At 66.3% G+C, this 18,710-nt stretch carries 17 protein-coding genes; 8 read left to right on the forward strand and 9 right to left on the reverse strand.

What is annotated here, in order from left to right; genetic code table 11:
- The first annotated feature begins 79 nt into the window (after positions 1-79).
- Positions 80-457: an RNA polymerase-binding protein RbpA gene (locus tag ACFUTU_RS17980; protein ID WP_377966708.1), complete on the forward strand. Its 378-nt coding sequence runs from the start codon at positions 80-82 to the stop codon at positions 455-457.
- Here ACFUTU_RS17980 and pgl read toward each other — a convergent pair.
- The 6 genes from pgl to tkt are packed head-to-tail and all read right to left on the reverse strand — an operon-like array spanning position 428 to position 8,655.
- Positions 428-1,246: a 6-phosphogluconolactonase gene (gene pgl / locus ACFUTU_RS17985; protein WP_377966710.1), complete on the reverse strand. Its 819-nt coding sequence runs from the start codon at positions 1,244-1,246 to the stop codon at positions 428-430. The two genes, ACFUTU_RS17980 and pgl, sit on opposite strands and share 30 nt — an antisense overlap.
- Entirely contained in the window at positions 1,236-2,177 is a 942-nt protein-coding gene (locus ACFUTU_RS17990; protein WP_377966712.1) for a glucose-6-phosphate dehydrogenase assembly protein OpcA, read from the reverse strand. Before ACFUTU_RS17990 ends, pgl begins: the two co-directional genes overlap by 11 nt.
- Positions 2,174-3,733: a glucose-6-phosphate dehydrogenase gene (zwf, locus tag ACFUTU_RS17995; RefSeq protein WP_377966714.1), complete on the reverse strand. Its 1,560-nt coding sequence runs from the start codon at positions 3,731-3,733 to the stop codon at positions 2,174-2,176. The genes ACFUTU_RS17990 and zwf overlap by 4 nt, the downstream gene beginning before the upstream one ends.
- A 15-nt stretch (positions 3,734-3,748) precedes the next feature.
- Positions 3,749-5,383 (reverse strand): glucose-6-phosphate isomerase, encoded by a 1,635-nt coding sequence (locus tag ACFUTU_RS18000; protein WP_377966716.1) that lies wholly within the window; start codon positions 5,381-5,383, stop codon positions 3,749-3,751.
- Positions 5,384-5,389: 6 nt separating this feature from the next.
- A complete protein-coding gene (gene tal / locus ACFUTU_RS18005) occupies positions 5,390-6,508 on the reverse strand; it encodes a transaldolase (RefSeq protein ID WP_377966718.1) in 1,119 nt (372 codons plus the stop codon).
- A gap of 29 nt (positions 6,509-6,537) precedes the next feature.
- Positions 6,538-8,655 carry a transketolase gene (tkt, locus tag ACFUTU_RS18010; RefSeq protein WP_377966739.1) on the reverse strand — a complete coding sequence of 706 codons (2,118 nt, stop codon included), beginning with the start codon at positions 8,653-8,655 and terminating at the stop codon, positions 6,538-6,540.
- 516 nt (positions 8,656-9,171) lie between these two features.
- On the opposite strand from tkt, the gene ACFUTU_RS18015 reads away from it, so the two are divergent.
- Positions 9,172-10,119: a heme o synthase gene (locus tag ACFUTU_RS18015; protein WP_377966720.1), complete on the forward strand. Its 948-nt coding sequence runs from the start codon at positions 9,172-9,174 to the stop codon at positions 10,117-10,119.
- A 400-nt stretch (positions 10,120-10,519) separates the two neighbouring features.
- Here ACFUTU_RS18015 and ACFUTU_RS18020 read toward each other — a convergent pair whose 3' ends face one another.
- Genes ACFUTU_RS18020 through ACFUTU_RS18030 form a run of 3 tightly spaced genes read right to left on the reverse strand, consistent with a single transcriptional unit; the run spans position 10,520 to position 13,195 of the window.
- Entirely contained in the window at positions 10,520-11,464 is a 945-nt protein-coding gene (locus ACFUTU_RS18020) for a heme A synthase (RefSeq protein WP_377966722.1), read from the reverse strand.
- Positions 11,465-11,471: 7 nt separating this feature from the next.
- Positions 11,472-12,230 carry an ABC transporter permease gene (locus tag ACFUTU_RS18025; protein WP_377966724.1) on the reverse strand — a complete coding sequence of 253 codons (759 nt, stop codon included), beginning with the start codon at positions 12,228-12,230 and terminating at the stop codon, positions 11,472-11,474.
- On the reverse strand, positions 12,227-13,195 hold the full coding sequence (locus ACFUTU_RS18030) for an ABC transporter ATP-binding protein (RefSeq protein ID WP_377966726.1): 969 nt from the start codon (positions 13,193-13,195) through the stop codon (positions 12,227-12,229). The genes ACFUTU_RS18025 and ACFUTU_RS18030 overlap by 4 nt, the downstream gene beginning before the upstream one ends.
- Positions 13,196-13,302: 107 nt before the next feature.
- Here ACFUTU_RS18030 and ACFUTU_RS18035 point away from each other — a divergent pair, with 107 nt between their 5' ends.
- The 6 genes from ACFUTU_RS18035 to ACFUTU_RS18060 all read left to right on the forward strand — a co-directional run bounded on the left by ACFUTU_RS18035 (position 13,303) and on the right by ACFUTU_RS18060 (position 18,523).
- On the forward strand, positions 13,303-14,157 hold the full coding sequence (locus ACFUTU_RS18035) for a helix-turn-helix transcriptional regulator (RefSeq protein WP_377966728.1): 855 nt from the start codon (positions 13,303-13,305) through the stop codon (positions 14,155-14,157).
- Positions 14,157-15,620: a Fe-S cluster assembly protein SufB gene (sufB, locus tag ACFUTU_RS18040; protein ID WP_377966729.1), complete on the forward strand. Its 1,464-nt coding sequence runs from the start codon at positions 14,157-14,159 to the stop codon at positions 15,618-15,620. Before ACFUTU_RS18035 ends, sufB begins: the two co-directional genes overlap by 1 nt.
- Positions 15,620-16,861 (forward strand): Fe-S cluster assembly protein SufD, encoded by a 1,242-nt coding sequence (sufD, locus tag ACFUTU_RS18045; protein WP_377966731.1) that lies wholly within the window; start codon positions 15,620-15,622, stop codon positions 16,859-16,861. Before sufB ends, sufD begins: the two co-directional genes overlap by 1 nt.
- A 54-nt stretch (positions 16,862-16,915) precedes the next feature.
- The gene (locus ACFUTU_RS18050) at positions 16,916-17,275 is read left to right on the forward strand and encodes a non-heme iron oxygenase ferredoxin subunit (protein ID WP_377966733.1); all 360 of its coding nucleotides are present in this window, start codon (positions 16,916-16,918) and stop codon (positions 17,273-17,275) included.
- 113 nt (positions 17,276-17,388) lie between these two features.
- Positions 17,389-18,174 (forward strand): Fe-S cluster assembly ATPase SufC, encoded by a 786-nt coding sequence (gene sufC / locus ACFUTU_RS18055; protein ID WP_377966735.1) that lies wholly within the window; start codon positions 17,389-17,391, stop codon positions 18,172-18,174.
- A gap of 16 nt (positions 18,175-18,190) precedes the next feature.
- Complete coding sequence (locus ACFUTU_RS18060) at positions 18,191-18,523, forward strand: metal-sulfur cluster assembly factor (RefSeq protein WP_377966737.1); 333 nt, start codon at positions 18,191-18,193, stop codon at positions 18,521-18,523.
- Positions 18,524-18,710: the final 187 nt, after the last annotated feature.

An 18,710-nucleotide genomic window follows, 5' to 3' on the forward strand; every position in this document is an offset into this window, starting at 1 on the left:
GCCGTCACGGCGGCCGCCGCACTAAACTGTCCCTATCGGATCTAACGGCAGCGCCGCCATTAGTAGCGAGGGAGTTCCCATGGTGCATTCCTCTTCAGGATTCCGTGGCACCCGCGTGGGTGTCATTCAAGGAGCCGGACTGAAGAACCAGGGCGATGATCCTCTCGGGGAGCCCCTGCCGCGTATTTGTGTCTCCTACTGGTGCGCCATGGGACATGAAACGCGGCCTGTTTTTCTTAAGTTGCCGGACGACCAGATTCCGGAGGTGTGGGACTGCCGCCATTGTGGCCGGCCGGCGTCGCGCAACCCCGGCGCAGGGCTGCCCGGCGAAGCACCGGAAGAAGGCTTCAAGACCCATCTGGAATACGTTAAAGAAAGACGCTCCAGCCAGGACGCCGAAGACGTTCTGGCTGGAGCGTTGCAAAGGCTAAGAGCCGGCCGGCGCCTTCCTGACTAGCTGCTCAGGAACACGCGAGGCGGCGTTTTCGTCGATGAGCCACAGCGTCCGGGACCGCCCTGCGGGACCGGCCGCCGGGACCTGCACCGGGTTGGCCCCGGCCAGGGCAAGGCCCACGGCACCTGCCTTGTCCTCGCCTGCCACGACCATCCACACCTCGGCGGCCGTGTTGATCGCGGGTAGCGTCAGGGAGATGCGCTCGGGCGGGGGCTTGGGGGAGTTGCGGACGCCCACCACTGTCAGCTGCTTCTCCCGGATGCCGCCCTGTTCGGGGAACAGGGACGCCACATGCGCGTCCGGGCCCACACCCAGCAGGACCACGTCGAAGCGGGGGAGCCGGCCCGGCTCCTCGGGCCGGTCGTCCGAAGCGTCCGCGGCGTGCTCGGCCGCTGCCGCCTCGCCCAAACGGCGTGCGTAGTCCTCCGCGGCCTGTTCCGGAGTCGCAAAGTCATCCGTGGACCCGGGCACGTGGACACGCGCCGGGTCAACGTCGATGTGCTTCAGCAGTGCCTCATGGGCCTGGAGCGCATTGCGGTCCGGATCCTGGGAACCGACAAACCGCTCATCGCCCCACCAGAAGTTCACCTTCGCCCAGTCCACAGCCGGCGCGGCCGGTGAATCAGCCACGGCCTTCAGCGTTCCGATGCCCACCGTGCCCCCGGTAAGCACCACTGTTGCTTCACCGAATCGGTCCTGCACATCCACGAGTTTGGTGATCAGGCGGGCCGCAATGGCGGCCATGAGTACAGACGAATCAGGATGGATGCTTACTCTGGGCTCAGCGCTCACTGGGACGGACACTCCTTAGATTTGTACGTGGCAGTCCAATAGTAATCACTTCGCCAAAGACTTCGTCGGGGTCCAGGCGGCGGAGTTCCTCGGCGAGGCAGTCTTTGAGGCTGCGCCGGGGGAGGGAGATCCGCTGTGCGGGCTGCCCGGGCTGGGTCAGTTCGGCCACGGAGAGTCCCGGGCGGAAGAGCTGGACGTCGCCGCCGGGGCGGGTGAGCCGCACCCGCCGGATGCCTGTCCCGGCGGGGTCGGCGACGATCGTGACCGGCGCGTCCAGGGACAGGGTCAGCCAGGCCGCGAGCAGGATGGTGCTGGGCGAATCCGAGGCCCCTTCGACCGCCACGGCGGTAACGGGCGAGGAGTCCACCTGGTCCAGGACGGCGGCGAGCTGGATCCGCCAGTTCGTCAGGCGGGTCCAGGCGAGGTCGGTGTCGCCGGCCTTGTAGGTGTTCCGGATGTTCTCCAGCGCCACCTGGGGCTCGGCCTCATTTGCGGAGTCCGTGATGCGCCGGTGGGCGATGCGGCCGATCGAGGTTTCACAGGCGTTCTTCGGTGCACCGTGCGGCCACCACGCCACGATCGGGGCGTCGGGCAGCAGGAGCGCCGCGACCAGGGACTCGCTTTCCTCGGCGAGTTCCCCGTAGCCGCGCAGCACGATGACCTCGGAGGCGCCGGCGTCCCCGCCCACCCGGATCTGCGCGTCGAGCCGGTTCGGTGCGGAGGAACCGGCGTCGGCGAGCACGATGATCCGGCAGGGGTGTTCGCGGCTGGCCTCGTTGGCCGCCTCGATCGCTTCCTCCTCGAGCCCGGACTTGGTGACCACCACGAGGGTGAGCACCCGCCCGAGCGCAATCACGCCGCCCTGCTCGCGCAGGGACTGGATCTTCTTGGAGACCTTGGAGGTGGTGGTGTTCGGAAGATCTACAATCATGGCCTTCTCCAGGTGCGTCCGTCGCGGGCTAGCAGCTCGTCAGCGGAGGCGGGGCCCCAGCTGCCGGGCGCGTAAGGCTCGGGCTGTTCGCCCAGGCTGGCCCAGTACTCTTCGAAGGGGTCCAGGATCTTCCAGGACAGCTCCACTTCCTCGTGCCGCGGGAACAGTGGCGGCTCGCCCAGGAGCACGTCCAGGATCAGACGCTCGTACGCTTCGGGGCTGGACTCGGTGAAGGAGTGCCCGTAGCCGAAGTCCATGGTCACATCCCGGACCTCCATCTGCGTCCCGGGGACCTTGGAGCCGAACCGGATCGTGGCGCCCTCGTCAGGCTGGACCCGGATCACCACGGCGTTCTGCCCGAAGTCGTCATCGGCGTGGTCGCGGAAGAGCAGGTTCGGTGCGCGTTTGAACACGACAGCGATTTCCGTGACGCGCCGCCCCAGCCGCTTGCCGGCCCGGAGGTAGAACGGCACGCCGGACCAGCGCCTGGTGTTGATGTCCACCCGGATCGCGGCATAGGTTTCGGTGGTCGAATCGGCCGGGATGCCTTCTTCCTCCAGGTAGCCCAGGACCTGTTCCCCGCCCTGCCAGCCGCCGGCGAACTGCCCGCGGGCTGAATGGGTGGAGAGGTCCTCCGGGAGCCGGACGGCGGCCAGGACTTTTTCCTTTTCCGCGCGCAGGTCATCGGCGTTGAAGGAAATCGGCTCCTCCATCGCGGTCAGCGCCAGCAGCTGCAGCAAGTGGTTCTGGATCACATCCCGGGCCGCGCCCACGCCGTCGTAATACCCTGCCCGGCCACCGGTACCGATGTCCTCGGCCATGGTGATCTGTACATGATCCACGTAGTTCGCGTTCCACAGCGGTTCGAACAGCTGGTTCGCGAAACGCAAAGCCAGGATGTTCTGGACCGTTTCCTTGCCCAGGTAGTGGTCGATCCGGAACACCGCGTCCTGCGGGAACACCGACTCGACGATGTCGTTCAGCTTCCGCGCCGATTCGAGGTCGTGCCCGAAGGGCTTCTCGATCACCACGCGCCGCCACTTTTCGCCCTCGGCCTGCGCCAGCCCGTGCTTGGACAGCTGGCGGCAGACCTGCTCAAACGCTTTCGGCGGGATCGACAGGTAGAACGCGTGGTTCCCGCGGGTGCCGCGGTTTTCGTCGAGTTCCTTGATCGTCTCGCCGAGCCGCTCAAACGCGGCGTCGTCGTCGAACGCGCCCTGCACGAACCGGATGCCCTCGGAGAGCTGGTTCCAGACCGCCTCATCGAAGGGGGTGCGTGCGTAGGACGTCACCGCGTCCTTCACCTCGGCGGCGAAGTCCTCGTTATCCCAGTCCCGCCGGCCAAAGCCCACCAGCGCGAAGCTGGGCGGCAGCAGGCCACGGTTGGCGAGGTCATACACGGCAGGCATGAGCTTTTTGCGGGCAAGGTCCCCGGTTACTCCGAAGAGCACAAGCGAGGACGGTCCGGCAATGCGGCTCAGCCGCCGGTCGCGCGGATCCCGCAAGGGGTTCCCGGACCGGCCCGCTGGCCTTTTGCCGTTCAAAGTATCTGGCATGGTGATATCGGTGCCTTAGCTCTCAGTGGCGGATGCTGCCTTGCTGGCCAGCGAGGAAACAATCTCCTGCAGCTGGGCCACGCCGGCTGCGCGGTCGGTCAGGTGCAGGCGCAGGACGGGCCGGCCGTGTTCGCTGAGCACCTGGGCGTCGCCGGCGGCCTGGGCCGCAATCAGCTCGCCGAAGGTGAACGGACGTTCCGGAATGGCCAGATCCGTCGCGGACGCGGCCGTGACCTGCAGGAACACGCCGATAGCGGGGCCGCCCTTGTGGAACTGGCCGGTGGAGTGCAGGAACCGCGGACCCCAGCCGAACGTGACCGGACGGCCGCTCACGGCGGCGAGTTCGTCCCGGACGCCCTCAAGCTGGGCGTAGGCCAGACGGTCAAAGTACGCTTGGACGCTCAGGTACCCGTCGGTGCCCAGCTGTCCCAGCAGCGCAGCTACAGCATCGGCGGCGGTGGCGGCGCCGCCCAGCCATTCCCCGCCGCGGACCTCAATGGCCCCGTCGGTGAAGTTGGCAGGGGTCGGTTCCGGCTGCGCGTCCAGCAGACCGCGGGCAGCCACCTTGGCGGCTTCGACGTCGGGCTGGTCGAACGGGTTGATGCCCAGCAGGCGGCCGGCCACCGCGGTGGCGAATTCCCACACCAGCATCTGCGAGGCCAGGCCGCCGGCGATAGCCACCTCGTTCTCGCCAAGTTCGACGTCGGCATCCGCGCTGACCAGCCGGACCACCAGGACGTCTTCAGCGCCGGAGGTGACCTCGGGAGCGTTCGGGCCGGCGACCACCGGCAGGACGCCGGTGCCGAGCTTGCCCGTGGACTCGGCGATGAGCTGTTCGGCCCAGTCAGCGAAGCCAACGATGCCGGAGCCGTCCTCCGCGATCACGATCTTGTCGCGCAGCGGGCTGGTGCCGCCCAGGGCGGCACCCAGGACCAGGCCAATGTTCTCGGGCGCGTCCTCGTTCAGGACCTCGGCGGCTTCCTCCGCCTCATCCAGCAGGGCCGCGATGTCCACGCCCGCCAGGCCGGAGGGGACCAGCCCGAAAGCGGTCAGCGCCGAGTAGCGGCCGCCCACGTTCGGGTCTGCGTTGAACACGGCGCGGTACCCGGCGTCACGCGATGCCTTGTCCAGCGGGGAACCGGGATCGGTCACCACGATGATCCGGCTCCGGGCATCGATGCCGGCGTCGGTGAACGCCTGCTCGAAGATCCGGCGCTGCGAATCGGTTTCCAGGGTGGAACCGGACTTCGAGGACACCACGATCGCGGTCTCCGCCAGACGGTCCGCAAGGGCAGCGCCGACCTGTTCGGGGTCGGTGCTGTCCAGCACAGTCAGCTCGACGCCAGCGGTGCCGGCGATCACTTCGGGAGCGAGGGAAGAACCGCCCATGCCGCACAGCACGATCCGGGTCACCCCTTCGGCCTTCAGGGCATCACGGAGTTCCAGGATGCCGTCCACCAGGGAGCGCGAGACGGTGGCCGCCTCGACCCAGCCCAGGCGGATGGCCGACTCGGACTCCGCGTCCGGACCCCACAAGGTATGGTCCTTGGCGAAGATCCGCGTGGCAACGCGGTCTTCAATGAGGGCGGACAGGTGCTGCTCAAGAGCCTTCCGGGCGGCACCGGTGGCGTCGTAGCTGAGTGTGTTCATTGTGGACTAGGAAGCCTTCCGTGCAGTGGCGAGGGCGCCTTCGACGTCGGCCAGCAGTTCCTTCCAGCTGGCCACAAACTTGTCCAGGCCTTCGGATTCGAGCAGGGCGACGACCTCGTTGTAGGACACACCGAGCGCATCGAGGGCGTTGAGGGTGGCGTTCGCTTCATCGTAGCCGCCGGTGATGGTGTCGCCGGTGACCACGCCGTGGTCGAACGTGGCATCCAGGGTCTTCTCCGGCATGGTGTTCACGACGCCGGCGGCAACCAGTTCGGTGACGTAGAGGGTGTCCGGGTAAGCCGGGTCCTTCACGCCGGTGGAGGCCCACAGCGGACGCTGCGGCAGGGCGCCGGCTTCGGCCAGGACTGCCCAGCGTTCGGTGGCGAACAGCTCCTCGTAGACCTGGTAGGCCAGGCGGGCATTGGCAACACCGGCCTTGCCCTTCAGTGCCTTGGCTTCCTCGGTGCCGATCGCGTCCAGGCGCTTGTCGATTTCGGTGTCCACGCGGGAAACGAAGAACGAGGCGACGGAGTGGATCTTGGAGAGGTCGTGGCCGTTCTCCTTGGCCTGCTCCAGGCCGGACTGGAAGGCGTTGATGACGGCCCGGTAGCGCTCCAGCGAGAAGATCAGGGTCACATTGACGCTGATGCCCTCGGCCAGGACAGCGGTGATGGCCTCCAGGCCCTCAAGGGTCGCGGGGATCTTGATGTGGACGTTGTCGCGGTTGACCTTCTTGTAAAGGTGCTTTGCTTCGGCGATGGTGCCGGCGGTGTCCCAGGCGAGGCGGGGGTCCACCTCGATGGAAACGCGGCCGTCCACGCCGTTGGTTGCCGCGGCGATCGGGGCGAACAGGTCGCACGCGTCGGCGACATCCGTCGTCGTGATTTCGAAGATGGTCTCCTCGATGGAGGCGCCGGCGGCGGCCTCCTTGGCGATAACGGCGTCGTAGTCCGTGCCGGAGGTGATCGCGGCGTGGAAGATGGACGGGTTCGTGGTGACACCCACGACGTTCTTCTCGTCGATGAGCTTCTGCAGCGTGCCGGTCTTCAGGCGGCCGCGGGAGAGGTCATCGAGCCAGATGGAAACGCCGGCGTCGGAAAGCTGCTTGGTGGGAGTGCTAGTCATTTCTAATCTCCTTGAACTGTGGGGTGCTGTCAGGACTGGAGTCCGGCGAGGGATTCCTTGGCGGCGGCGGCGACAGCCTCTGCCGTGATGCCGAATTCCTGGAACAGTCGCTTGTAGTCGGCGGATGCGCCGTAGTGCTCAAGGCTGATGGAGCGGCCGGCGTCGCCGACGAACTCGCGCCAGCCCTGGGACAGGCCGGCCTCAACGGAAACGCGGGCCTTGATGGCCGCGGGCAGAACCGACTCGTGGTAAGCAGCGTCCTGCTTGTTGAACCACTCGACGCACGGCATGGAGACCACACGGGCGGCGATGCCTTCGGCCTGCAGCGCCTCGCGGGCCTGGACGGCCAGCTGGACCTCGGAACCGGTGCCGATCAGGATGACCTGGGCGTCAACGGTCTTGCCGTCCTTGGATGCCTCGGCCAGGACGTAACCGCCCTTGGCGACACCGGCGGTCGATGCGAAGGTGTCGCCCTCGGCTGCACCTTCGCCACGCTCGTAGGTGGGGATGTTCTGGCGGGTCAGGACAATGCCGGCCGGGTTCTCGTGGTTCTCCAGCATGGTCTTCCAGGCCGCGGCCACCTCGTTGGCGTCGCCCGGGCGGACGACGTCGAGACCCGGGATGGCGCGAAGTGACGCCAGCTGTTCCACCGGCTGGTGGGTGGGGCCGTCTTCGCCCAGGCCGATGGAGTCGTGCGTCCAGACGTACAGGGACGGCACGCCCATGAGGGCGGAGAGGCGGATGGCGGGACGCTGGTAGTCGCTGAAGATCAGGAACGTGCCGGAGAACGCGCGGGTCTTGCCGTGCAGGCTGATGCCGTTCACGATCGACGCGGCAGCGTGCTCGCGGATACCGAAGTGCAGGACGCGGCCGTAGGGGTTGCCGGTCCAGGCATTGGTGGAGCGGGAGGCCGGGATGAACGACGGCGAGCCCTCGATGGTGGTGTTGTTCGACTCGGCGAGGTCGGCGGAGCCGCCCCAGAGTTCGGGCATGACCGGGCCGATCGCGTTCAGGACCTTGCCGGAGGCGGCGCGGGTGGAGACGTCCTTGCCGGCCGGGAAGACCGGCAGGGCGCCGTCGAGCTCTGCGGGCAGCTGGCGGGCTTCGACGCGCTCGAGGAGGGCGGCGGCTTCCGGGTTGGCCGACTGCCAGGCTGAGAAGGACTCTTCCCATTCCTTGCGGGCGTGGGCACCGCGGTCAACGACGGCGCGGGCGTGGGCCAGGACTTCCTGGTCGACTTCGAAGGACTTCTCCGGGTCGAAGCCGAGGACGTTCTTCAGTGCGGCAACTTCTTCCGAGCCCAGGGCGGAGCCGTGGATCTTGCCGGTGTTCTGCTTCTTGGGGGCCGGGTAGCCGATGATGGTGCGCAGCGAAATGATGGACGGCTTGGAGGTCTCAGCCTTGGCGGCGAGGAGCGCGGAGTACAGCTCCTGGACATCCTCGACGTACTCGCCGGTCTTGGTCCAGTCAACGCGCTGCGTGTGCCAGCCGTACGACTCGTAGCGCTTCAGGACATCCTCCGTGAAGGCGATGTCGGTGTCGTCCTCAATAGAGATGTGGTTCTCGTCATAGATGACAACGAGGTTGCCGAGCTCCTGGTGGCCGGCGAGGGAGGAGGCCTCGGAGGTCACGCCTTCCTGGAGGTCGCCGTCGGAGGCGATGACCCAGATGGTGTGGTCGAACGGGCTCTCGCCGGCGGGAGCATCGGCGTCGAACAGGCCGCGCTGGCGGCGCTGGGAGTAGGCGAAGCCGACCGAGGACGCCAGGCCCTGGCCCAGCGGGCCGGTGGTGATTTCCACACCGGCGGTGTGCTTGTATTCCGGGTGGCCCGGGGTCAGGGAGCCCCAGGTGCGCAGCGCCTCGAGGTCCTTCAGTTCCAGGCCGTAGCCGGAAAGGAACAGCTGGATGTAGAGCGTCAGCGAGGAGTGGCCGGGGGAGAGGATGAACCGGTCACGGCCGATCCAGTCCGGGTTCTTCGGGTCATGCCGCATCAGCTTCTGGAACAGCAGGTACGCGGCCGGTGCCAGGCTCATCGCCGTGCCGGGGTGACCGTTGCCCACCTTTTCCACGGCGTCGGCGGCCAGGACGCGCACGGTGTCAACGGCGCGCTTGTCGAGATCGGTCCAGGTCAGTTCTTGCTCTTTCAAATGTGCCACGAAACCGGGCCCCTCTCTGTGTTAACGGCGGACGGTAATGACACACAGCAGCAGGGCATATTGGTGCCCGCTGCAATTTACGTCTACCAGCCGTTCACCATTGAAACGTGATCTTCATTCAGTCGCCCGACGGGGTGGAATGCGGTTTCTCGCCCGTCTCCCAGCGTGCGCTGATCTGCAGACAGCTTAGCTCTATTCCACACTTCGGGCGGCCAAAATCTCACCAGTTGGACGCAATTTCTCTTTTATGAACCAGTCGTGCCGTGAGGCTGCGTTAATGTGATTGAAGCAAGCGCGAACGAATCATTTTCAGTGATTTGCCGTCACACGCCGATGCCAACGACCCATGCGTGACCGCGGTATGATATCGGAAGGCCACCGGCAGACAGGGCGAACTCAGGCGCATAGATGCCAGCCCCGTCGACAGCCGTTGAGGGATGAGTCGGGACCATGAGTCCACCCAGACTGATCAGATGAACTGCCAGACAGAAACAGAGTGACTGCCACGTGAGTACAACAGATACGCCGCTGACCTCTTCCCGGGTCCAGGGAAGAGCCGGACTAGCCCGCAAGGCGAAGGCGTACCTTGCACTCACCAAGCCCAGGGTCATCGAACTCCTGCTGGTCAGCACCCTGCCCACAATGATCTACGCGCAGCGCGGCTTCCCGTCCCTCGGCCTCATCATGGCCACCCTCGTGGGCGGTGCCTTTGCCGCGGGCAGTGCCGGTGCGTTCAACTGCTACATCGACCGCGACATCGACAAACTGATGCACCGCACCGAAAAGCGCCCCCTGGTGACCGGCGAGGTGACGCCGCGCGAGGCCCTGGTTTTCGCCTGGCTGCTGGGCGCCGCGGCCATCGCCATCCTCTGGTTCGGCGCGAACCCGCTTTCCGCCTGGCTCGGACTGGGCGCCATCGTCTTCTATGTGGTCATCTACACGATGATCCTTAAGCGCCGCACAGCCCAGAACATCGTCTGGGGCGGCGCTGCGGGCTGCTTCCCCGTGCTGATCGCCTGGTCCGCCGTCACCAACACTGTTGAGTGGCCGGCCTTCATCCTGTTCATGGTGATCTTCCTCTGGACCCCGCCGCACTACTGGCCCCTGTCCATGCGGTACGGCGAGGACTACCGCAACGCCAACGTGCCGATGCTCGGAGCCATTGCCGGCGCGCGCGTCGTGTCCGTGCAGGTAGTCCTGTACGCCTGGGCCATGGTGGCGTGCTCGCTGCTCATGATCCCGGCGGGCAACGCAGGCTGGGTCTACACCGCTGTCGCCGTGCTGGCCGGCGCCTGGTTCCTTTACGAATCCCATGCGCTGTACAAGCGGGCGCAGGGCGGGGACCTCTCCGACAAGGGCGCCATGAAGGTCTTCCACGGCTCCATCAGCTACCTGACCCTGCTGTTCATCGCACTGGCGGTCGACCCCTTCATCGGCTCGCCGATCATGGGCTAAAACGCGTCCTCACCTCCTGCCGCCTAAACCCAAACGCGTCCTCACCTCCCGCCGCCTAAACCCAAACGCGTCCTCACCTCCCGCCGCCTTAGCGCAAACGCGTCCTCAGGTCTTGGGCTGAAGAAAGAAACGCTCCCTCACATATGTATGTGATGGAGCGTTTCACTTTAAGCGCGGAAGTCCCGGACTCCACGAGCGACGGATGGCGGTCAGCCGACAAGACCTGAGGACGCGTCAGGAAAAACCCGACAAGACCTGAAGACGCGTCACGAAAAACCCGACAAGACCTGAAGACGCGTCAGGAAAAACCCGACAAGACCTGAAGACGCGTCACGAAAAACCCGACAAGACCTGAAGACGCGTCAGGAAAAACCCGGCAGGAGGTGCGGGAGGGTTAGGGCTACGCGACCGGGCTGGAACGGGCGATGTCGGCGGCGTTCGTGGCGGCGCTCATCAGCAGGGCAGCGCCGAGCATGTGCGCGCCGACGAGGAGCGCCGGGATGCCGTTGTAGTACTGCGTGAAGCCGATGACTGCCTGGAGCACGGTGACGCCGAGGAGCATCAGCACAGCGGTCCGGAAAATCCCGGCAATCCCGCGGCGGAAGACGAAGTACACGGCAAGCAGCGTACCGGCCGTGACCAGGTACGCGGGCACCGCATGGATGTGGGAGAAGAGATCCCAGTCCAGGTTGTTGCGGGGCGCGTCGGCGTCGCCCGCGTGCGGGCCGGCGCCGGTCACCACGACGCCCAGCATCACGGCAATGGCGGAGAAGAGCGCGACGGCGGTCATCACCGGCCGCAGGGCGCCGGGCAGGGCGGCCAGGGGGCGGGTCCGGAAGCCACCGGTACGGCCGTAAGCCCGGTTGACCAGCAGCGTCGCGAAAACCACCAGGGCCATGGACACCAGGAAGTGCAGGCCGACAACCCACGGGTTCAGCTGGGTCAGCACCGTGATGCCGCCAATGATGGCCTGCGCCGGGATGCTCGCCAGCAGCCCCAGAGCCAGCAGGAACAGGTCCTTGCGTTCCTTGCGCAGGTTCCACAGGTACACGAGCATCAGGGCCGCGACGGCGGCCAGGGCGAACGTCAGGAGGCGGTTGCCGAATTCGATAAAGCCGTGGATGCCCATCTCCGGCGTGTTCACCAGGGATTCGTTGGTGCACCGCGGCCAGGTCGGGCACCCCAGGCCGGAGGCCGTCAGCCGGACCGCGCCGCCGGTGACCACCAGGACTGTCTGCCCGATCAGGGACAGTACGGCCAGGCGGCGGACGGTCGGATCGACGGTGACAGGCAGCCTGGATGCCAGGCGGCCGACGAACTGGGGGAGGCGCGAAGCCGTGCTCACTTTAGTCTCAATTCCATTTGAACCAGCGGATGGCTGCTGCGCCGGCGAGAACCGTCCACATCAGCAGGACAAGGACAGCGTTGCCGTTCACGGCGCCGTGCAGGAACGCGTCCCGCAGCCCTTCGCCAAGGGCCCCGGACGGCAGCAGGTGGACGGTGTTCTGGGCGAGTTCGGGCAGACGCTGCATGGGGATCACGATGCCGCCGAGGGCGCCCAGCAGAATCCACAGCAGGTTGGTGATGGCCAGTGTGGCCTCGGGCCGGACGGTGCCGGCCACCAGCAGGCCAAGTGCGGTGAAGGCCGCCGCGCCCAGGACCAGCAGCCCCAGCCCGGGAAGCACGCCCAGCGGATTGGGCCGCCACCCAAGCGGGAAAGCCACGGCGGCGACGATGACCACCTGGATCACCAGCACGGCCAGCACTGCCAGGATCTTTCCGGCGATGAGGCCTGCCCTTCCCAGCGGTGTGGTGGACAGGAACCGCAGCACGCCGTAGCGCCGGTCAAAGCCGGTGGCGATGCCCTGTCCGGTGAAGGCAGTGGACATGGCGCAGAGCGCCAGGATCCCCGGAACGGCAACGTTAACGCGGCTGTCCCCGATGCCGTCGAGCAGCGGGGTGACTGTCAGGCCGATCAGGGCAAGAAGCGGCAGGACCACTGCCAGGATGAGCTGCTCGCCGTTCCGGAGCATGGTGGCCGCCTCATATTTGCCTTGCAGCAGGATCCGGCGGAGCAGCGGAGCGGGAGTGCTGACTGCGGCTGGAGTCATCGGATTTCCCTTCCGGAAATATCAAGGAACACGTCTTCGAGGCTCCGGGCCTCCATGCTCAGCGAGCCCGGCATGATGCCGTGCTGCGCCCACCAGGCGGTCAGCGCCGCGAGATCCTCGGGGGTCAGTGCCCCGGTGGCCGTGTAGCTGCCCGAACGTGTCTCGCGGACCTCGATTTCGGCGGGCAGGACGCCGGTGAAGTCCAGCCCCGGCACGGCCTCGAAGTGCAGCGTGCGTACGTGGTCGCGGTGGGGGGTCTCCGGCATGTTGTGCTGGAGCAGCTGGGCAACAGTGCCCTCGGCAACATTCCTGCCGGCGTCGATGATGTACACGTAGTCGGCCAGCCGCTGGGCGTCGTCCATGAGATGTGTGGTGAGGATAATTCCCATGCCACTGTCCCGGAGCTCCCCGATGAGATCGAACACCAGCTGCCGGGACTGCGGGTCCAGCCCGGCACTCGGCTCATCCAGGAACAGGACCTCAGGGTTGCCGATCAGCGCGGCGGCAAGGGCCAGCCGCTGCTTCTGCCCGCCGGACAGCCGGCGGACATTGGTCCGGCTGAAGGTGTCGATGCCCAGCCGCTGCACCAGTTCATCTAGGGGCCAGGGATTGCGGTACATGCCGGCGATGTGCCGGAGCAGGGGAATGGGACGGGCCGACGGCGGGAGGCCGCCGTCCTGGAGCATCACACCAACGCGGGCCCGGAGTTCCGCGCCGGCAGTGCCGGGGTCGGCACCGAGCAGGGTGATGGTTCCGCCTGACCGCTTCTGCAGCCCCTGCGCGCATTCGATGGTGGTGGTCTTGCCGGCACCGTTGGCGCCGAGCAGCGCCGTGACCTCACCGCGGCCGGCGACGAGTGAGACGTCGCTCACCACCCGGAGCATTTTGCCATCGAGCGTGGGGAGCGGACCGACGTCCTTAATGAGCCCGTCGATGGTCAGCACGGGGGATTTGGGGGATCGCACCCCAGTATTCTACGTGAAGTAGTACTGTCACGCTCGAGCCCGGTGCCCGGCCTCAGGTCAGCCTTGCCTTACTGGAAGGCCGCAATAAATTACGACATTATTGTGTTGTGTATTCCATGACCAAGACCACTTCCGCGCCTCTGGCCGGGCAAAGTGCGCCTACAGGTGCGCCGCGCGGTGGAAAGCGAGCTGCCCTGGCCCCGGTGCCGGCGGCAGCCGACTCCGACGAGCGCACGCGCGACCGCGTCCTCAGCGCCGTCCTGGAACACGGGCCCGTCAGCGCCGCCGAACTGGGTGACCTGCTCGGTTTCACCCCGGCCGCCGTCCGCCGCCACCTTGACCACCTGTCCCGCGCCGGCGTGATCGAGGTCAAGCGCGTGGCCCGCGCAGGCGCCGGCGCCGGCCGCCCCGCCCGCCGCTATGTCCTCAGCTCCCAAGGCCAGTCCTCGCTGGGTGACGACTACCTCAACATTGCCACCCTGGCCCTCAAGCAGCTCGGCGCGGTGGCGGGCGACGAATCCGTCCGCCAGTTCGCCGTCGACCGTTTTGCGGAGATGGAACGCCGCTACGCCCCCGAAGTGGAGGCAGCCGGAACGGACATCACCGCCCGCGCCCAGGCCCTGTCCGCCGCCCTGTCCCGGGACGGCTTTGTTGCCTCCACAGCCACCATCGAAGCCAAGGCCCCGCTGCCAGCAGCGCTGTCCAGCGTCCAGCTGTGCCAGGGCCACTGCCCCATCCAGCAGCTGGCCACCCAGTTTCCCGTGTTCTGCGACGCGGAAACGGAAATGTTTTCGCGCCTCGTAGGCGTCGATGTCCGCAGGCTGTCCACGCTCGCCCGCGGCGGGCACGTCTGCACCACCCACATACCAACAGGCCGTCCGGCCCTGACGGTGGCTGCGGCCGCCGGAAGCGCGCCGGACACCCTGGACGAAGTATCCAACCATCTGCAAGAAAGGCCGTGATGACGGACCAACTATCAGAGAAGAAGGTTGCCGAGCCTGGTGTTATCGCCGAGATTCTGGAAAAGAATCCCGAGCTGCACGGCATTGGCACCTATGAGTACGGCTGGGCCGACAAGAACGACGTCGGCGCTAACGCCCGCCGTGGCCTCGACGAGGACGTCGTCCGCGATATCTCGGCCAAGAAGAACGAGCCCGAATGGATGCTCGATCTGCGCCTCAAGGGCCTGAAGTACTTCGACCGCAAGCCCATGCCCACCTGGGGTGCTGACCTCTCCGGCATCGACTTCGACAACATCAAGTACTTCGTACGCTCCACCGAGAAGCAGGCCGCTTCCTGGGAGGACCTGCCCGAGGACATCCGCAACACCTACGAGAAGCTGGGCATCCCGGAAGCCGAGCGCGCCCGTCTCGTGGCCGGCGTCGCCGCACAGTACGAGTCCGAGGTTGTCTACCACCAGATCCGCGAGGACCTCGAGAGCCAGGGTGTCATCTTCCTTGACACCGACACCGCGCTGCGCGAGCACCCGGAGATCTTCCAGGAGTACTTCGGCACTATCATCCCGGTGGGCGACAACAAGTTCGCTTCGCTGAACACTGCCGTATGGTCCGGCGGGTCCTTCGTGTACGTGCCCAAGGGCGTGCACGTGGACATCCCGCTGCAGGCCTACTTCCGCATCAACACGGAAAACATGGGCCAGTTCGAGCGCACCCTGATCATCGCCGACGAGGACTCCTACGTCCACTACATCGAAGGCTGCACCGCGCCGATCTACACCTCGGACTCCCTGCACTCGGCCGTCGTCGAGATCGTGGTCAAGAAGGGCGCCCGCGTCCGCTACACCACCATCCAGAACTGGTCGAACAACGTGTACAACCTCGTGACCAAGCGCGCCATCTGCGAAGAGGGCGGCACCATGGAGTGGATCGATGGCAACATCGGCTCCAAGGTCACCATGAAGTACCCGGCCGTCTACCTCACGGGCGAGCACGCCAAGGGCGAGACCCTGTCCATCGCGTTCGCCGGCGAAGGCCAGCACCAGGACACGGGCTCCAAGATGGTGCACATCGCGCCGAACACCAAGAGCTCCATCATCTCCAAGTCCGTGGCCCGCGGCGGCGGACGCGCGGCCTACCGCGGCCTGGTCCAGGTCCGCGAGGGCGCCAAGCACTCCGCGAACACGGTGCGCTGCGACGCCCTGCTGGTGGACACCATCAGCCGGTCGGACACCTACCCCTACATCGACATCCGCGAGGATGACGTGCAGCTGGGGCACGAGGCCACCGTCTCGCGCGTTTCCGAAGAGCAGCTCTTCTACCTCATGTCCCGCGGCATGCGCGAAGACGAAGCCATGGCCATGATCGTGCGCGGCTTCATCGAGCCGATCGCCCGCGAGCTGCCGATGGAATACGCCCTCGAGCTGAACCGCCTCATTGAACTCCAGATGGAAGGATCCGTCGGTTAATGACTGCCGAAATTACTACTGAAAAGGCCCGCATCGGAGCTCCTTCCATCGCCGGGTTTACCGAGGAAGGCGAGGCACTCGTCCCCGCGAAGGTGGACCACAGCCACAACCACGGCGTCACCGTCATGTCCTCGCGCGCCGAGCGGCTCACGAGCTTCGACGTCGCCGACTTCGCGCTGCCCAGCGGCCGCGAAGAGGAATGGCGCTTCACCCCGGTCCGCGGACTGGCCAACCTGCTCTCCGACACCGCCACCGACGGCGACGCAGCAGTGTTCACCGTGGAAGCCCCGGAGGGCTACGTCCGCGGCAGCCTGGCGCAGGGTGCTGCCCCCCGCGGCACTGTCCTGACCCCGGCCGACCGGGCCGCCGTCGTCGCCTCCGCCAACACGGACGAGGCCCTGCACCTAGCCATCCCGGCCGACGCCGAACCGGCCGAGCCGGTCCGCATCCTGGTCAACGGCGCGGGCGCAGGCCGCCGCTCCAACGCACACTTCGTGCTGGAAGCCGGCGCCAACTCCCGCAGCGTAGTCATCGTGGAGCACACCGGCGCTGCCGACCACAACGGAAACCTGGAAGTGATCGTCGGCGACGGCGCGCAGCTCACCGTGATCTCCGTGCAGCTCTGGGAAGACGACGCCCGCCACCTCGGCCAGCACGACGCCCAGGTGGGCAAGGACGCCGTCTACAAGCACATCGCCGTTTCGCTCGGCGGTTCCGTGGTGCGCCTGAACTCCAACGTCCGCTTCTCCGGCGAGGGCGCCGAGGCCGAGCTCCTGGGCCTCTACTTCGCCGACGCCGGCCAGCACCTGGAGCACCGTTCCTTCGTTGACCACAACGTGGCCAACTGCAAGTCCAACGTGCTCTACAAGGGCGCCCTGCAGGGCAAGAACGCGCACACCGTCTGGGTTGGCGACGTCCTGATCCAGAAGCAGGCCCTGGGAACCGACTCGTACGAGAAGAACCAGAACCTGGTGCTCACCGACGGCTGCCGCGCGGACTCCGTGCCGAACCTCGAGATCGAGACGGGCCTCATCGAGGGTGCCGGCCACGCCAGCTCCACGGGACGCTTCGACGACGAGCACCTGTTCTACCTGATGGCCCGCGGCATTCCCGAAGACGTGGCCCGTCGGCTCGTGGTGCGCGGCTTCCTCAACGAGATCATCCAGCAGATCAAGGTTCCGGCCCTCGAAGAGCGGCTGACCGAGGAAGTCGAGCGCGAGCTCGCCGCCAACGAGAACTGACCCCACGGAAACAGGCCCGGCCCAACCGGCCGGAACTACAGCACAGGACAACGGATGACTGAACAGCCAAAGGGCGAACTCGTCTGCAAGGCAAACGAGATCCAGCTCAAGCAGGCCCTGCGGATCCTGATCGACGACTACCCGGTCGCGATCGTCAAGGACTCCATGGGAGAAATCCACGCAATCGGTGACACGTGCTCGCACGCCGACATCTCGCTCTCCGAGGGCGAGGTGGAGGGCTGCGCCATCGAATGCTGGGGGCACGGCTCGCAGTTCGACCTGCGCACTGGCGAACCCCTGCAGCTGCCGGCCTACGACCCCGTTCCGGTGTTCGCGGTGGAGATCCACGGAGACGACGTCTACGTGGACTTCACCAACGTGCTGAACGGCGCCGAAACGCCGAACTTCACCTGATCCGGCTCCAGCCGCACAAACCGGCTAGCCGGGCCTGTCCCAGAACTTAGCAACTTCCAGACCAAAGACCGCACCGCTGCCTGAACGGCACGGTGCAGAGGAGAACAAGACACATGTCTACTCTTGAGATCAAGGACCTGCACGTCAGCATCGACACCGAGCAGGGCACCAAGGAGATCCTGAAGGGCGTCAGCCTGACCATCCGCACCGGCGAGACCCACGCCATCATGGGCCCCAACGGCTCCGGCAAGTCCACCCTGGCCTCCACCATCGCCGGCCACCCGCGCTACAACGTCACCAGCGGTTCCATTACGCTGGACGGCGAAGACGTGCTGGCCATGAGCGTTGACGAGCGGGCCCGCGCCGGTGTCTTCCTCGCCATGCAGTACCCGGTCGAGGTTCCCGGCGTCACCATGACCAACTTCCTGCGGACCGCCAAGACCGCCATCGACGGCGAAGCCCCGGCCCTGCGCACCTGGACCAAGGACGTCAAGGCCGCCATGCAGCAGCTGCGCATCGACGCCGACTTCGCCCAGCGCAACGTCAACGAAGGCTTCTCCGGCGGTGAGAAGAAGCGTGTGGAGATCCTGCAGCTGGAGCTCTTCAAGCCGAAGTTCGCCGTGCTGGACGAGACTGACTCCGGCCTGGACGTTGACGCCCTCAAGGTTGTCTCCGAAGGTGTCAACCGTGCGCACGCCACGGGCAACATGGGCACGCTGCTCATCACGCACTACACTCGGATCCTGCGCTACATCAAGCCTGACTTCGTTCACGTCTTCGTGAACGGCCAGGTTGTGGAAGAGGGCGGCCCGGAACTCGCCGACCGCCTGGAAGAAGAAGGCTACGACCGTTACGCCGCGGGCGCCGGATCCGCCACGGCTGCTGCGGTCCAGGCCTAGTTAGGACTGACTGACCATGACCGAAATCGACGCAGCCCGCACGGCGCTGGAGGATGTCGAAGAGGCGCTTAAGGACGTCATTGACCCCGAACTCGGGGTCAACGTGGTGGACCTGGGCCTGCTCTACGGCCTGCGGTACTCGGACGACGACGGCGCCCTGCTGATCGACATGACCCTCACCACCGCAGCCTGCCCGCTGACCGACGTGCTCGAGGAGCAGGTGGGCAAGGCGCTTGACGGCGTCGTGGACGAATGGCGCCTGAACTGGGTATGGATGCCGCCATGGGGTCCGGAGCGGATCACCGACGACGGCAAGGACCAGATGCGGGCCCTCGGCTTCAACATCTAAAACAATTACGACGACGGCCGGTCACCTTCCCTGCGGCTCAAGCCCGAGGACACCGAGGACAAGCTCTTCGACTACACCTCTCCCTGGAAGATCAGGGAAATCGTCAAGCGGTACTCGGACTTCATCACCTGGCCCATCCGCATGGCGGCGACAGGTGCCGAGGAGGGCGAGGAGCCCGGAACCGAGA

The sequence above is a fragment of the Arthrobacter sp. NPDC057388 genome (genome assembly GCF_042668165.1).
In the GTDB taxonomy this organism is placed as follows: domain Bacteria; phylum Actinomycetota; class Actinomycetes; order Actinomycetales; family Micrococcaceae; genus Arthrobacter.